Here is a 15,366-nt window from a genome sequence, read left to right as displayed (position 1 = left end):
TCCTCCGCAGCGTGTGCCCCGGCGCGGTTTCATCCGCCGGGCGGGCACGCAACAACGGCGCCGAGCGGACGCTTACCAATCGGGCGCCGGGCAATCAAGGGTACGAATACATGTTCTTCCACGGGTACGGCCCACTCCTCCTCGCGGGAACCTGGGAAACGGTCAGGCTGGCAGTGTTGTCGCTGGGGGCATCCTTCCTGCTGGGTCTTGGAGGCGCCGCGGCGAAGCTGTCGCGCAACCGGGTGCTCTCTCGCTTCGGCACACTCTATACGACACTGATTCGCGCAGTTCCTGATCTCGTGCTGATGCTGCTGCTGTTCTATGGCATTCAGATCCTGCTCAACAATCTGACCGACTCCCTCGGCGTCGCCCAGATCGACATCGACCCGTTCGTGGCGGGCGTCATCACGCTCGGCTTCATCTACGGCGCGTACTTCACCGAGACCTTCCGGGGCGCTTTTCTTGCTGTTCCTCGCGGGCAGCTTGAGGCCGGTTACGCGTACGGCATGAGTTCGTGGCGAGTGTTCAGGCGCATCATGTTCCCGCAAATGATGCGCTTCGCGCTACCCGGCATCGGCAACAACTGGCAGGTGCTCGTCAAGGCAACGGCGCTTGTATCGATCATTGGCCTCGCCGACGTCGTCAAGGCCTCACAGGATGCAGGCAAGAGCACGCTTGAATTTTTCTTTTTCACCGTGACGGCCGGGGCGATTTATCTTGCGATCACAACCGTGTCGAACCTCGTGCTGGTCTGGCTTGAGAAGCGCTACTCGGCAGGCGTACGGAGGGTCCCATTGTGATCGAACTCGTCAGGCAATACTGGCAAAATTTCCTCTTCACCGACGGATATCGCTACAGCGGTCTTGTCATCACATTGTGGCTGCTAGTCGCCTCAGTGGGTCTGGGGTTCCTGCTTGCTGTGCCGCTGGCGGTTGCCCGCTCGTCGAGCAACCGCTTCATCTCCGGACCCATCTGGCTCTTTACGTATGTCTTTCGCGGCACGCCGCTCTACGTACAGTTGCTTGTTGTCTATACGGGGCTCTACAGCCTTCACTTCGTGCACTCGCATGCGGCGCTCGACGCGTTTTTCCGCAGCGCGATGAATTGCACGTTACTCGCCTTCGCTTTGAACGAATGCGCCTACGTCACCGAGATATTTGCGGGAACGATCAAGGCGACACCCTATGGCGAGATCGAGGCCGCACAGGCTTACGGGATGTCGAAGTACAAGCTCTACACGCGCATCATCCTGCCGTCTGCGTTGCGGCGCGCGCTGCCCAACTACAGCAACGAAGTCATCCTGATGCTGCATGCGACGACGCTCGCATTCACGGCCACCGTACCAGACATCCTGAAGGTGACGCGCGACGTCAACTCTGCAACCTATGCATCCTTCCAGGCCTACACCATTGCCGCCGTCATGTACGCCTGCATCGTATTCGCGCTCGTATGGGCGTTTCGCCGGATGGAAACACGCTTGCTGGCCTTTTTGAAGCCGCAAGGGCATTGAACCTGGCTGCCTGCGGCCAAGATGGAGTGTATCGAGAATGTATAAGCTGACTGTCGACGATCTGCACAAGAAATTCGGTGACAACGAGGTTCTGAAAGGCGTATCGCTCAAGGCAAAGGCTGGCGATGTCATCAGCATCATCGGTTCGAGCGGCTCCGGGAAAAGCACTTTTTTGCGGTGCATAAATTTTCTCGAGCGGCCTTGCGCGGGGCGCATCATCCTCAACGCGGAAGAGGTCCAGACGACGCTCGACAGAAACGGCGCGTTGCAGGTTAGCGATCACCGCCAGTTGCAGAAAATGCGCACCAGGCTTTCGATGGTGTTTCAGCACTTCAACCTGTGGGCGCACATGACCGTGCTGGAAAACATCATCGAGGCGCCCCTCAGCGTGTTGGGTTTGAGTCGTGCCGAAGCGGAGCAGCGGACCCGCAAGTATCTAACCAAGGTGGGGCTCACGGCCGGCATGGAAAGCAAATACCCGTCTCATCTGTCTGGCGGCCAGCAACAACGGGTAGCCATTGCACGCGCGCTGGCGATGGAGCCGGAAGTCATGCTGTTTGACGAACCCACGTCCGCGCTCGATCCGGAACTGGTCGGCGAGGTACTGAAAGTGATGCAGTCGCTGGCGGAAGAAGGACGCACGATGATCGTGGTCACGCACGAGATGGGATTTGCGCGCAACGTGTCGAACCATGTGATCTTCCTGCACAAGGGGAAAATCGAAGAGGAAGGTCATCCTCAGGAAGTGCTGGTCAACCCGAAAAGCGAACGGTTGAGTCAGTTCCTTGCCGGGAACCTGAAATGACAACGGGCCTTGACCCGGTTCAAGGGGCTGTTCAGGACTCGATCGCCGGATACGGACTGTAATACGCGGTCGGTTTGGCGCTATGTTCGTCTTCCTGCGCACGTCGTCTCCGACACCTCCTGGCACCTCATCCACCTGACACGCACAACGCAACACGGGCTAAATCCATGCAAATCAAAACACACCCGCTCATCTCGCCGACGCTTGGTACTGAACGCCATCTGACCAGCTTTCACTATGGACCGACCGGCGGCCAGAAAATTTACATCCAGTCGTCGTTGCACGCTGACGAACTGCCGGGCATGCTCGTCGCCTGGCGCCTGCGCAAGCATTTCGCCGACCTCGAAGCCGCAGGCAAGCTGCGCGGTGAAGTGATCGTCGTGCCCGTCTCGAATCCGATCGGCCTCAACCAATGGATTCTCGGCTCGCACATCGGTCGCTTTGAAGGCAACACGGCGCAAAACTTCAACCGCAACTTCTACGACCTGACGACCCTGGTCATGCCCCGTGTCGAAGCGCGCCTGACGGGCAATATCGACGAGAACCGGCAGGTAGTGCGCACCGCCATGCGCGAAACACTTGACGAACAGACGCCACGCACCGAACTCGATTCGCAACGGCTTGCATTGCAAAAGCTCTCTTACGACGCGGACGTCGTGCTCGATCTGCATTGCGACTGGGATGCAGCGATGCATCTGTACACCAATCCGGATACCTGGGAGGAAGTGGAGCCCCTGGCGCGCTATATCGGCGCCAAGGCGTCGCTGCTGGCTCTGAACGCAGACGGCAATCCATTCGACGAGATTCACAGCTTCTGCTGGTCCAACCTGCGTTCGCGTTATGGCGAGCAACATCCGATTCCCAATGGCAGCGTTTCGGTGACCGTCGAACTGCGGGGCCAGCGCGATGTGTCGCATGAGTTTGCCGAACAGGATGCTCGGGCGATCGTCAATTATCTTTGCCATCGCGGCTTCATCGAAGCTGAAGCCGAGCCGCTGCCAGCGCTGTCGTTCCCTGCCACACCGTTTGCGGGTGCGGCAGCGGTCACCGCGCCAGTAAGCGGCGTGATCGCCTTTCGCGCTGAACTCGGCGCATGGATTGAATCTGGCCAGCCCGTTGCCGACATCATCGATCCGCTTACGGACCAGGTGACCACGCTGAACGCGCCGACGACCGGCGTGCTGTACGCGCGTCACTCACTCCGGTTTGCCTCGGCCGGGTTGTCGGTAGCCCACGTCGCTGGCGCGACAGCGTTTAGAACAGGCTCTCTCTTGCCGCTTTGACTATGTAGACGGCCCTGTCACGGTTACCCGCTGCCCCAAGCCGACATCGATCTCCAACGAACGACGTTGTGGCAGGTAATCATTTCGGGTAGCGGAGCAACTGTATTTCAACGCCAGCGCTGCTGCACCTGTGACGCAAGGAGGGCAACTCAGGCAGCCTTATGCTTGTCCGACTCGACTGTGCGGAGGGACAGCAGCCGGTAGCCGCTTCGGTACACTGGCTGCAACCGGAGCCCATTGCGCGCCTCGATCTCGAGCAGCAGACGCAGCCGCGACACATGGCTGTCAATCGTTCGGGTGGACTCGCGGAATTCCCGTCCCCATACCATCGCAAAGATGTGATCACGCGTCAGCACACGTCCGATATTCGAAAAGAACAGCGACGCAAGACGATACTGCGTGCCTGATAGACGCACCGGCGCGCCGCGCAGCGTCACCACCTGGTGGCGTGCATCGAAATGGTAGGGGCCGACATCGGACCGCACCGCGCCCTGCCTGTCTGGATACGCGCGCCGCAGCAGCGCAGTCACCCGCGCGCGAAACTCCGCGGGACGGATAGGCAGTTGCACGTAATCGTCCGCGCCGTACGCGAATGCGCGCACGATGGCTTCCTCCGAATCGTCGAACGACGCGAAAATAACCGGTATCTGCTCCGCCCCCACCCATCGCGCGGATCTGAGCACTTCGCCACCCGACAAACGGAGGCCCTGCCAGTCCAGCACCAGGAGGTCTGCTGTAGAAAGCGCCAGTGACTTCGACAGGATCAGCCCATCCTGATAGATCACGCACGTATGGCCCGCTTCGTTGAAGATTTTTTCGATCGCCCTGCTCTGAACCGGATCACGCTGGAGGATGGCAACACGCATTGGGAGGACTCACAACAGATTGACTCGCAAGAGATTCTGTTTGGACGTCGTGCTACCGCCTATAAGATGATTCTGAATATGGAGGTGGCGTACCGTGTTGCTTTCGGAACGCATGCGCAGCCACGCCCCACCGAACGCCTGCACATCTAGCCGGCTCGCGGAGCCCCCAGGAGCCTCGATCTTTCATCCTGTAAAATATCCGGTTGGCATAAAAGTCGTCAGCACGCGCGCCCTTATCCGGGCGGCCGTGCCTCGTGTTCCGTGCTCTACCCGGCGCCTTCACACTTCTCACCCGACGACGGCCGGTTTCCACGCGCTACGCGTGGCGTTCAATCCAAAAAAACACATCGCAATGCAAGCTACGGATCTGGGTAGGGCACAACCCGTCATGACACGCGCCCTCAAGGGCAGCGACTACAAAACGCTGGGACTCGCAGCACTCGGTGGTGCACTCGAGTTCTACGACTTCATCATCTTCGTGTTCTTCGCTCCGGCGATCGGACAGCTGTTCTTTCCCGCCTCGATGCCCGACTGGCTGCGCCAGTTGCAAACCTTCGGCATTTTCGCGGCGGGCTACCTGGCGCGCCCGCTCGGCGGCATCATCATGGCGCACTTCGGCGACCTGTTTGGCCGCAAGCGCATGTTCACGCTGAGCGTGCTGCTGATGTCGGTGCCGACGCTGATGATGGGCCTGTTGCCCACCTACACGAGCATCGGCGTGTTCGCGCCGGTGCTGCTGCTGGTGTTCCGTGTGCTGCAGGGCGCGGCAGTCGGCGGCGAAGTGCCGGGCGCATGGGTGTTCGTCTCCGAGCACGTACCGCAGCGTCACGTCGGCTATGCGTGCGGCACGCTCACCGCGGGCCTGACGGCGGGCATTCTGCTCGGCTCGCTGATTGCGGCTGCGGTCAACCGTCATTTCGCCCCCGCGGAAATTGCCGCCTACGCATGGCGGATCCCGTTCCTGGCCGGCGGCGTGTTCGGGCTCTTTTCGGTCTATCTGCGCCGCTGGCTGCACGAAACGCCGGTGTTCGCCGAACTGAAGCAGCGCAAGTCGCTGGCAGCGGAGATCCCGCTGAAAGCCGTGCTGCGCGACCACGGCCGCGCGGTCATCGTATCGATGCTGCTGACGTGGATGCTGTCGGCAGCGATCGTCGTCGTGATCCTGATGACGCCGACGTTGCTGCAGAAGCAGTTTCACATCGACCCGGCTACCGCGTTGCTTGCAAACTGCGCGGCGACGCTCTGCCTGACGATCGGCTGTGTCACCGCCGGCTCGATCGCCGGACGCATCGGCGCAGGCCGCACGATCTTCGTCGGCGGGCTGGCGCTCGCCGTGTCCTACTACGCGATGATGCAGCAACTCGCTGTCGATACGTCGTCGCTCGTGCCGCTCTACGCGGTCAGCGGTTTCTTCGTTGGCGTGATCGGCGCGATTCCGTTCGTGATGGTCAAGGCGTTTCCGCCGGTCGTGCGCTTCTCGGGCATCTCGTTCTCGTACAACGTCGCCTATGCGATCTTCGGCGGCTTGACGCCGGTTGTCGTGTCGCTAATGATGAAGTCGAATCCGATGGCGCCGGCGCTGTATGTCGGCGCGCTGTGCGTCGTCGGCGCACTGACGACGCTGTTCATCAAGGATGCTGCGGCGTCGCGCTGAATTCGTTCGAAAAGGCTGAGCCGGCAACGCAACATCATATGATCGACTGACCCGGTGCGTCGCCCTCACCGGCTCAGGCACGTGCAGCGGGCTCACGACGGCGCACCTCCCGGTGCACCGTTCCGCTTTCCGGGTACGTTCGCGGACGACATCGACACTTCACGCCGGTCCGAAACTTCCCGCCATGGAATGGTTCAGGCTACGTCCCATGAACTCATCCAGATCCTCTTTTACGCCCGCACTCGCCCGCATCGTGACAACGGTCAGCGTCGGCTTCGTCGTCACACAGCTCGACGTCACCATCGTCAACATCGCGCTCGCCAACCTCGGCGCCGATCTGCACGCGGGTGTCGCCGGATTGCAATGGATCGTCGATGCATACACGCTCGCGTTCGCGGTCCTGATGTTGTCTTTCGGTGTGCTCGGCGACCGGCTCGGCGCGCGCCGCGCGTACGCGGCCGGCATGACGCTGTTCGCGCTGGCGTCACTCGCCTGTGGGCTCTCATTGAACGCGCCGATGCTGGTGGCCGCCCGCGCGCTCCAGGGTGTGGGCGCCGCCGCCATGCTGCCGAACTCGCTCGCACTCCTCAATCAGGCATGCCGCCACGATCCGAAGTTGCGTGCACGCGCCGTTGGACTCTGGACCGCGGCCGGCGCGATCTCGATTGCGGCGGGTCCCGTGATCGGCGGCCTGCTGATCGCCGCATTCGGCTGGCGCAGCATCTTTCTCGTGAATCTGCCGCTGTGTGCCGCCGGTCTCTTTGCGACCTGGGCCTGGATACCGCGCGCCGCAACCCAGCCCTCATCGCAGCAGGTTGCGCAGCAGCGTCCGCGTGGGATCGATCTGCCGGGCCAGTTGCTCGCGGTCGTGACACTCACGGCGTTCACCGCCGCGGTCATTGAATGGCGGCCGCTGGGTCTCGCCCACCCGCTCGTGGCAGGCGGATTCATGCTGGCGCTCGTCGCGGGTGCGGCCTTCATCGCGGTCGAGGCCCGCGTGCGCGAACCCATGCTGCCACTGGCGCTGTTCGGCAATCGCACGTTCAGTGCCACCGTGCTGTTCGGCATCTGCGTGAATCTGACCTACTACGGTATAGTGTTCGTGCTGAGCCTGTACCTGCAACGTGTGCGCGGGGACACGCCACTTCAGGCAGGCCTGGCGTTCCTGCCGCTCACGGGCGGGTTCCTCGTCTCGAACGTGGTCAGCGGCTGGGTAGTCGGCCGGTTCGGTGTGCGCGTACCGATGATCGTCGGCGCAACGATCGCGGCGCTTGGGTACGGTCTGCTGCATTTCATCGAGGCGTCGACGCCGCTTGTCGCGATGCTCGTGCCGTTCCTGCTGATTCCGTCAGGCATGGGACTCGCCGTGCCGGCCATGACGACAGCCGTCCTCGCCACAGTCGAGCCGCGCCGCGCAGCCACCGCCTCCGCCGTACTGAATACGGCCCGCCAGGCTGGCGGCGCAATCGGCGTGGCAGCGTTCGGAGCGCTCGCGAGCGGGGCCGAAGCGACGAACATCGTCGCGGGACTGCATGGATCGACGGCGATCTGCGTCGGCCTGTTGCTCACGGGCGTGGTGCTCGGCTGCCTCGTGCATCCAGAGCCTCATGCGCGCAGACCGGATGGGGCAGCCACCCCTTCGCCCAACCGCCCGAGCAATGCAGGCTGAAGGCAGCCTGCCCGCCGGCGCAGAAAAGACAAAGCCCACGATGCGACTGCACAGTGGGCTTTGTCTTCCTGATATCGCGTTACAGACTGGCTTCCTGAATCTGGCCCGTATCGAGCGCGCGCTCCACGAGCCCTTCTTCCTGCACCTTGCGAATGGCGTTTTCGAGAAGCTTTTCGGGCTCTTCGATTTCCGCCTTGATGGCGCCGATCAGCCCGGAGGCATCGAGAATAACGAGTGTTTTCGCCGAATCGGCCTCGCTGATGATAACGCGATGCGGTGTCGGCCCTTCGCCGAGGCTCGCGCAAAACCGCATCACCTTGCCGCCGATCGTCTGGTCAAAACCCTGGATCATTGTCTGCTCCCTGCATCGATATACAACCCCGAACATGGGAAACTCTGCAGAAACAGTACGCGCAAACGAGCTGCGCCGCCACCATCCTGTTTTGTCCGCCTATGAGCCCGCAGGTTCACAAACCACTCAATCCGCCGCGCGGCGCACGCGCGCCGTCGACGCTGATGCGGCCCGCGCCAGTCACGCAAAGCAGCAGGAAACCGCCGGCAATGCCGATGTTCTTCCAGAAGTGAATGAGCATGTCATGCTGGACGGCCGCATCGGCAATGTTCCAGAAATCGTGACCCAGCACGGCGGTTGCGACCGTGTACACGGCCATGATGAGCCCGAGCGGCCGGATCTTGAAGCCGAGTACGAGGAACACCCCCCCGAGCGTTTCGACAGCGACAGCAATGGGCGCCGCGACCTGCACGAATGGCACACCCTTCGAGTGCAGATATCCGACGAAGCCTGCGTAGCCAAGCAGCTTCATCACGCCACCCCACAGAAACAGCACCGCGAGGGCAATACGTGCGATGAAGATTACGCCGGAATCGACGGGACGCGTCATGAGAGGGCTCCTGTGAAGAATATGCAGAAGACCGGGCTGATTAGTGACAGTTCCCGGACGCTGTCGTCAGAATATGTGCATTACCCAGGTTTTCCAAGCGAAAAGACGCGTCGCCCGGCCCGGGTGAGGCGCCGCAGCGGCAGCCAGAACGTCGTGTGGCGATCCGGGTCCGGCTTGCTGCGCACACGCCAACTTGTCATATTCCTTTCACCGCATCGAGCGGAATGTGTCGCCGCGCCGCGACCCGCGACGATCGCAAGGCAAGCCGGCCGCGTGCGCATTTCGCAGACGCGGCCGTCACACGAAATGTCGTATGCCCGAACGGCGGAGGCGGCTTTTCGATGAAGGCATCGAGGTCGCTCGCGTGGTGGGCGCGGCGCCTCCTCAAGAAACAGCTTACTTTGGAGCGTCCGGTGCGAGCAGCACGCCTTTCTTGAACACGAAGCATCCATAACCGCGCTGTTCGCCCGTCACGATCACGCAATACGCGTTGCGCGCACGTTCGTAGAAGGCAAAGCGCTCGATAGACGCAAACGGCACGTCGCGGCCTTCCGCCGCGTTCACTTCCACCTGCGCCTCACGTTGCACGACGGGAATCGTATCCGGCTCGCCGACCACTTCCATACGCAGGGCCGGGTGGTCGACAAACGTGTCGAGCGGCAACACCGACAGCACCGCGCGAATCGCCCGGGCCGAATCGACGCCGTCGAGACGCAGCGGCTTGCCGGTCACGGTTGCGCGCGCAACGGAGTCGGACGGGAAATTCGCGTCGCAGATGACCAGTTCGTCACCGTGGCCCATCGCGCGCAGCGCGTACAGCACATCGGCATTCAGCAGCGTGCCAGATTCTTCAGCACTTGATCTCCTTCATGGTTGGTTGGCATGCAGCCCGTCTTCGGCAGGCGGTCCGCCTGCGTAAGGTAACCGCATATTCGCCGCCTGCACAGGCGTGCATCAAAACAGCTGGCCCTCACTCCACGGTGCGAACCGGCCGCACGGCGCTTCGCCACGCGGCCCATCATCACGAAACCGAACGGCTAGTCGGGATCGGAGAAGCGCCTGCGGGAGTCGATTACGTCAGAAGTAATGGAATCGGGGCGGCGCTTGGCTATCATCGGCAACATGAACACACTTTCTCACTCCCCGTCCCTTCCGTCAGGTGGCTCGACGGACCGCCGCTCCGTCGGCGAACTGCTGCGCGAATGGCGACAGCGTCGGCGCATGAGCCAGTTGCTGCTCGCGGCCGAAGCGGACATCTCGACGCGGCATCTGAGCTTCGTCGAATCGGGCCGTGCGGTTCCTAGCCGCGAGATGGTGATGCATCTGGCCGAGCGCCTCGACGTGCCGCTGCGCGCGCGCAACGCACTGCTGGTCGCAGCCGGTTATGCGCCGCTCTTTCGCGAGCGGCCATTGACCGACCCGCAACTGGCGGCCGCGCGCGAAGCCGTCGATCTCGTGCTGAAGGGGCACGAGCCGTACCCGGCGCTCGCGATCGACCGCCACTGGACGATCGTCGCGACCAACCGCGCGCTCGCGCCGCTCGTCGCCAATGCGAGCCCCGCGTTGCTCGAAGCGCCGGTCAACGCGCTGCGGTTGAGCCTGCATCCTGACGGCCTCGCATCGTCGATCGTCAACTGGCATGCGTGGCGTACCCACGTGCTTGCGCGCCTGCAACGCCAGGTCGATGTGAGCGCCGATGAGACCCTTGCCGCCCTGCGCGACGAACTGGCCGCCTATCCGTCGCCGCCAGGGGCGCTCGCCGCGGACGACCACCGCACATCTGATGCTGGCCAGATCGCCGTTCCGCTGCGGCTGCGCACGCCGCTTGGCGTACTGTCGTTCTACAGCACGACGACGGTGTTCGGCACGCCTGTCGATGTGACGTTGTCCGAACTCGCGATCGAGGCGTTTTTTCCCGCCGATCCACAGACTGCCGCCGCACTGCGCGCGCATGCGGAAACTCAGGCGCCGACGGAACAGGACGGCGGAAGATAGGCCGTCACCATCAGCTACCATGCAGGGAAACAACCAGCATGGGGGACAGCGGTGGCTGATCAAGGCAACGACATCCTCGTCAGGCAACTCGGCCCTGACGACCGCGACGCGTATTTCACGCTTCGTCTGCAAGGCCTGAAAGCACATCCCGAAGCGTTTGCAACGAGCTACGACGAAGCCCTGCAACGAGGGCCGTCGCTGCACGACGCGACGTTGCAGGGCACGCGCACCGACGAAGGCGACTTTCTGCTGGGTGCGTTTGCCGGCGCAGGCGGTCCGCTCGTCGGCATTGTCGGGCTTTTTCGCGCACAACGAATCAAGAAGCGCCACAAGGCGTCCGCAGGCGGCATGTACGTCTCGCCGGAGGCCTCGGGACGCGGTGTCGGACGCGCGCTGCTCTCCGAACTGTTCGTGCGGGCCCAGCGGATGGAAGGCCTGCAGCAGATCCAGCTTGTCGTGGCGAGTACGAACGAGACGACGCGGCGGCTGTACGAATCGTTCGGCTTCCGCACGTACGGGCGGGAAATCGGGGCGATGTGCATCGACGGCGTCCTGTACGACGCCGACTACATGGCACGTCATCTGTGAAGTGAAACACACCGGATTGGACCGCAAGACCTGGAGTGTCAAGCGCCCCGCGACTCCGTAGACTGAACCTCATCGGTTACCCTCACTGGAGCAGGAAATGAATCAGACGGCGCTGTTTGAGCCCGCGAGCGACCTCGAGCCGCCGGCAGCCATCGCTACACGAAGTGCCACACCGCGTGTGCACCACGCGACACGCGAAACGTACCCGTTCGCCACGGCGGGATCCGTTGCGCAGCGTGTCGATGCGATCGACTGGGCGCGTGCCGAGGAAGAACTGGATAGCCACGGTTGCGCCACCATCGCGAACCTCCTCACATCGGCCGAATGCGATGCGCTGACCGCCCTCTATGGCCGCGACGAACTCTATCGCAGCCGTGTCGTCATGGCGCGCCACGGCTTCGGACGTGGCGAATACAGGTACTACGCGTATCCGCTTCCGGACATCGTCGGCGGCCTGCGTACGGCGCTCTATCCGCATCTGGCGCCGGTGGCGAACCGCTGGAACGCGGCCATGCACATCGACGTGCGCTATCCAGCGGCGCACGACGCCTTCCTGCGCCGCTGCCACGAAGCCGGCCAGCTACGTCCGACTCCGCTAATCCTCCAGTACGGCAAGGACGACTACAACTGCCTGCATCAGGATCTTTACGGCGAGCACGTGTTTCCGCTCCAGATCGCGATCCTGCTGTCAGCGCCGGGTGAGGAATTCACAGGCGGCGAGTTCGTGTTGACCGAGCAACGTCCGCGCATGCAGTCGCGCGCAGAGGTCGTCCCTCTGGGCAAGGGCGATGCGGTTATCTTTGCAGTGAACGATCGCCCTGTGCAGGGCACGCGCGGACCTTACCGCGTCAAGCTGCGTCACGCCGTGAGCCGGCTACGTTCCGGCCATCGACACACGCTGGGCGTGATTTTCCACGACGCGCAGTGAAGTCGAGGCGGTTGCCACAACGTGCGCAGCCATCTATATCGCGTGTCGAGCGATAACCGCCGCCGCCCTCGCCGACCTGTACCCACCGGTCAGCCGCGTCCCCGCCCACTCACTGGTTGCCACAATGGCGGCTGGCCTTTTGTCCCGCTGCGGCGAGCGTCTCGTCCAGGGTTGTCAATGACTCCAGTTTCAGCGGGAACGTGTCAGGCAGCCTGCACAGCTGGTAAGGGACTCGTCGCCGCATTCATCGTCAACATAACCGGCACCCGCCGCAGCTTACGTCTGGCCTGAACATGGAGCGCTCGCGCCCGGCCAGTTTCCAGCCGTTACAAATTCCCCTTGGTTTGTAACATCTGACTAAAAGCAGGCGTAACAAATTACATCAGCGGAACCCGCCAACAGAGCCCGTATTTTTTACCGTAAGCCATTTCAGCTTATCTTTCAGTTCTCTTCTGTTCTCTGTCTTCCCTGTTCCCGCCCGAATTTCTTTCACACTCCCTATGGATTACCATAATACTCCGCCTGGTAAGGCTTTGCGACCAGCTACTGGAATTCCTCCTGGCAAAAAAAAGCCTTAACCTCGACTGTTTCAATTGGATGAAAACATTACCGAAATCGAGTGTGGTTTTTTGAGATATTTTTTATGAAAGGGATTGCTTTCCGCAATCTGTGTTCATACAATTCGCTCCAAGGTGTTACTAGATGTAACACCTTGTATCAAAGATTCGATGACGCCGGAGATCTTCAGTGTCCGGCGGGGCAAAAAAGATAACGGCAAAAAGCCGGCATATAGATAGATCGGGGCTTCGGAAAACTGAAAAATGGACCGCAGCAGCGAGACGCTGGATTCAATCCGCGAGATCAATTTGTCTTACATCATGCTTGCGCAACGTATGTTGCGCGAGGACAAGCCAGTCGGGATGTTCCGGTTGGGACTGTCGTCGGAACTGGCCGATCTGCTTGCCGGTCTGTCGCTCGCGCAGATCGTCAAGCTGGCCGCTTCCGATCAGCTTTTATGCTTCTTCCGCTTCAATGACCACACGATGCTGTCGGCGTTGACGCAAACCGCGAAACACGCGGAAGTAGCGCCGACCCACGCGGCTATCCTGCTTGCAGGACAGCCCGCAGAGCAGTTCGCATAAAAGGTGACAGCGATGCTCAAGCGAAGCCTGACGGAAGACGCACAGGAAGTATTCCGCGCCATCGCGCTGATCGAACTCGGCGCGCGCATGCAGGTGCTCGAAAGTGAACTGACGCTTTCGCGCGACCGCATGATCCGCCTGTATCGCGAGGTCAAGGGCGTATCGCCGCCGAAGGGCATGCTGCCCTTCTCGGCCGACTGGTACATGACCTGGCTCGCGAACATTCACGCTTCATTGTTCTATAACACCTATCTATTCCTGAAGAAGGAAGCGCGTTGCTCGCATCTTGATGCGCTGACGAAGGGCTATCGCCTGTATCTGGAGCATTGCCAGCACAGCGATACGGATCCGGTACTGGATCTGACGCGCGCGTGGACCCTCGTGCGTTTCTTCGACGCCGATATCCTGCAACTCACGCCTTGCTGCCGTTGCAGCGGCAAGTTTGTGGCGCACCGGCACGATCTGCAGCGCAATGTCGTGTGTGGCGCCTGCCAGCCGCCGTCTCGCGCTGGCAAGACGAAAAAGGCCGCGGCTGCCGCGAAGCAGGAAGCATTGCAGGTCGCCGAAGCGGCTTGAGCTTCATCATCCGAAGCTTCATCTGAGTTTGTCACCCGCGTTTGTCAAATGAGCCGGCGCGACTTGCCGGCTTGCCCTCCAGACGTTCCAGGCGGGACGTATCCGCTTCTCCCCAAAATTAACTGAACAATCCGAATGTCTGCGCCACGAGCCACAGGTTCGCCGCGCTGATCACGCCGAAGAGCATCCAGGCGAGCAGCCTTGTCGGCAACCGGTTGGCAAAGTCGCCCATCAGGTTGCGATCGTTCGTCATACGGATCAGCGGATAGAGCGCGAACGGCAGTTGCAGGCTCAGCGCCACCTGGCTTGCCACCAGCAGTGTGCCCACCGCACCGTTGCCCAACATCGACACACCGATCAACGCGGGTATCAACGCCAGCGCACGCGTGATGAAGCGGCGCTGCCAGCAGGGAATCTTCAGGTTCAGGAATCCTTCCATGATGACCTGCCCCGCCACGGTGCCGGTGAACGTCGAACTCTGTCCCGACGCCAGCAGCGTGACGGCAAACAGCACTGCGGCCAGGCCGCCGCCGACGATCGGCGTGAGCAGCTTGTAGGCGTCCTCGATCTCGGTGACCTGATTGTGGCCGGTCGCATTGAACGCCGCGGCGGCGAGAATCAGGATTGCTGCGTTGATCAGCATTGCGAGCAGCAGCGAAACGATCGTATCGATCCGCGACAGCCCGATCGCCGACGCGATGCTCGGCTTGTCGCGCTTCACCACGCGCGTCTGGACTATCGACGAATGCAGATACAAGTTGTGCGGCATGACGGTGGCGCCGAGGATGCCGATCGCCAGATACAGCGGTTCGCGCTCGCCGACTGCGTGCCAGGACGGAATGAGCCCCTGCGCGACCGCCGGCCAGTGCGGCTTCACGAGAATGAGCTGGACGATATAGCCAAGTCCGATCGTGGCGATCAGGCCGAGAATGATTGCTTCGAGGGAGCGGAAATTCTTGCCCTGCAAACCGAGCACGATCAGCGTGTCGAACGCCGTCAGGATCACGCCGGTGGTCAGCGAGCAACCCAGCAGCAGGTGAAACGCCAGCGCACCGCCCAGCACTTCAGCGAGATCGCACGCGACAATCGATATCTCCGCCAGAAACCATTGCACCCGCGCGACATTGGGCGAATAACGCGCGCGCGACAGCATCGCCAGATCCTGCCCTGTCACGATGCCAAGCCGCATGCACAGGCACTGCAGCACCATAGCCGCGAGGCTCGACAGCATCACCACGAACAGCAGGTTGTAACCGTAGCGGGAGCCGGCCTCGATGTCAGTCGCCCAGTTGCCCGGGTCCATGTAGCCGATCGAAATCAGCAGGCCCGGGCCCGCGAACTGAAGGATCTTCTTCCAGAAGGGCGCGCCTTGCGGTACGAACACTGAGCCCTTGACCTCGGACGGGCAGAACGGCGCGGTAGCAGTGGTGGGTAGTTTGAATGGCAAG

General features: G+C 61.8%; 16 protein-coding genes. 11 read left to right on the top strand and 5 right to left on the bottom strand.

The annotated features are described in order from the left end of the window. The first annotated feature begins 110 nt into the window (after positions 1-110). The 4 genes from B0G77_RS36025 to B0G77_RS36010 all read left to right on the top strand — a co-directional run bounded on the left by B0G77_RS36025 (position 111) and on the right by B0G77_RS36010 (position 3,598). Positions 111-800 carry an ABC transporter permease gene (locus B0G77_RS36025; RefSeq protein ID WP_133666519.1) on the top strand — a complete coding sequence of 230 codons (690 nt, stop codon included), beginning with the start codon at positions 111-113 and terminating at the stop codon, positions 798-800. After that, the gene (locus B0G77_RS36020) at positions 797-1,510 is read left to right on the top strand and encodes an ABC transporter permease (RefSeq protein ID WP_133666518.1); all 714 of its coding nucleotides are present in this window, start codon (positions 797-799) and stop codon (positions 1,508-1,510) included. Before B0G77_RS36025 ends, B0G77_RS36020 begins: the two co-directional genes overlap by 4 nt. 37 nt (positions 1,511-1,547) lie before the next feature. Beyond that, a complete protein-coding gene (locus tag B0G77_RS36015; protein WP_133666517.1) occupies positions 1,548-2,315 on the top strand; it encodes an ATP-binding cassette domain-containing protein in 768 nt (255 codons plus the stop codon). 167 nt (positions 2,316-2,482) lie between these two features. After that, the gene (locus tag B0G77_RS36010) at positions 2,483-3,598 is read left to right on the top strand and encodes a M14 family metallopeptidase (RefSeq protein ID WP_133666516.1); all 1,116 of its coding nucleotides are present in this window, start codon (positions 2,483-2,485) and stop codon (positions 3,596-3,598) included. Positions 3,599-3,747: 149 nt separating this feature from the next. Here B0G77_RS36010 and B0G77_RS36005 read toward each other — a convergent pair whose 3' ends face one another. Continuing rightward, the gene (locus tag B0G77_RS36005) at positions 3,748-4,464 is read right to left on the bottom strand and encodes a response regulator transcription factor (protein ID WP_133666515.1); all 717 of its coding nucleotides are present in this window, start codon (positions 4,462-4,464) and stop codon (positions 3,748-3,750) included. A 352-nt stretch (positions 4,465-4,816) separates the two neighbouring features. Here B0G77_RS36005 and B0G77_RS36000 point away from each other — a divergent pair, with 352 nt between their 5' ends. Then, positions 4,817-6,118 (top strand): MFS transporter, encoded by a 1,302-nt coding sequence (locus tag B0G77_RS36000; RefSeq protein ID WP_133666514.1) that lies wholly within the window; start codon positions 4,817-4,819, stop codon positions 6,116-6,118. 208 nt (positions 6,119-6,326) lie between these two features. Further along, positions 6,327-7,787 carry an MFS transporter gene (locus B0G77_RS35995; RefSeq protein WP_133666513.1) on the top strand — a complete coding sequence of 487 codons (1,461 nt, stop codon included), beginning with the start codon at positions 6,327-6,329 and terminating at the stop codon, positions 7,785-7,787. 79 nt (positions 7,788-7,866) lie between these two features. On the opposite strand, the gene B0G77_RS35990 is transcribed toward B0G77_RS35995, so the two are convergent. The 3 genes from B0G77_RS35990 to B0G77_RS35980 form a co-directional block, all read right to left on the bottom strand. Next, entirely contained in the window at positions 7,867-8,139 is a 273-nt protein-coding gene (locus B0G77_RS35990) for a hypothetical protein (RefSeq protein WP_133666512.1), read from the bottom strand. Positions 8,140-8,254: 115 nt separating this feature from the next. Beyond that, positions 8,255-8,689, bottom strand: coding sequence for a DoxX family protein (locus tag B0G77_RS35985; RefSeq protein ID WP_133666511.1), 435 nt, complete (start codon positions 8,687-8,689; stop codon positions 8,255-8,257). A gap of 396 nt (positions 8,690-9,085) precedes the next feature. Next, positions 9,086-9,526 carry an RbsD/FucU domain-containing protein gene (locus tag B0G77_RS35980; protein ID WP_279571370.1) on the bottom strand — a complete coding sequence of 147 codons (441 nt, stop codon included), beginning with the start codon at positions 9,524-9,526 and terminating at the stop codon, positions 9,086-9,088. A gap of 285 nt (positions 9,527-9,811) precedes the next feature. Between B0G77_RS35980 and B0G77_RS35975 the strand changes: the two genes are divergently transcribed. The 5 genes from B0G77_RS35975 to flhC all read left to right on the top strand — a co-directional run bounded on the left by B0G77_RS35975 (position 9,812) and on the right by flhC (position 13,918). Next, positions 9,812-10,684 carry a helix-turn-helix transcriptional regulator gene (locus B0G77_RS35975; RefSeq protein ID WP_243751352.1) on the top strand — a complete coding sequence of 291 codons (873 nt, stop codon included), beginning with the start codon at positions 9,812-9,814 and terminating at the stop codon, positions 10,682-10,684. A gap of 51 nt (positions 10,685-10,735) precedes the next feature. Beyond that, positions 10,736-11,272, top strand: coding sequence for a GNAT family N-acetyltransferase (locus tag B0G77_RS35970; RefSeq protein ID WP_133666509.1), 537 nt, complete (start codon positions 10,736-10,738; stop codon positions 11,270-11,272). Between the two features lie 97 nt (positions 11,273-11,369). Next, the gene (locus tag B0G77_RS35965; RefSeq protein ID WP_133666508.1) at positions 11,370-12,200 is read left to right on the top strand and encodes a 2OG-Fe(II) oxygenase; all 831 of its coding nucleotides are present in this window, start codon (positions 11,370-11,372) and stop codon (positions 12,198-12,200) included. 821 nt (positions 12,201-13,021) lie between these two features. After that, positions 13,022-13,342 (top strand): flagellar transcriptional regulator FlhD, encoded by a 321-nt coding sequence (flhD, locus tag B0G77_RS35960; protein WP_133666507.1) that lies wholly within the window; start codon positions 13,022-13,024, stop codon positions 13,340-13,342. A 12-nt stretch (positions 13,343-13,354) separates the two neighbouring features. After that, positions 13,355-13,918, top strand: coding sequence for a flagellar transcriptional regulator FlhC (flhC, locus tag B0G77_RS35955; RefSeq protein WP_133666506.1), 564 nt, complete (start codon positions 13,355-13,357; stop codon positions 13,916-13,918). Between the two features lie 118 nt (positions 13,919-14,036). Here flhC and B0G77_RS35950 read toward each other — a convergent pair whose 3' ends face one another. After that, the gene (locus B0G77_RS35950; RefSeq protein ID WP_133666505.1) at positions 14,037-15,365 is read right to left on the bottom strand and encodes an Nramp family divalent metal transporter; all 1,329 of its coding nucleotides are present in this window, start codon (positions 15,363-15,365) and stop codon (positions 14,037-14,039) included. Position 15,366: the final 1 nt, after the last annotated feature.

This window comes from Paraburkholderia sp. BL10I2N1, from assembly GCF_004361815.1.
GTDB lineage: Bacteria > Pseudomonadota > Gammaproteobacteria > Burkholderiales > Burkholderiaceae > Paraburkholderia.
This window is presented reverse-complemented; position numbering and strand designations above follow the sequence as displayed.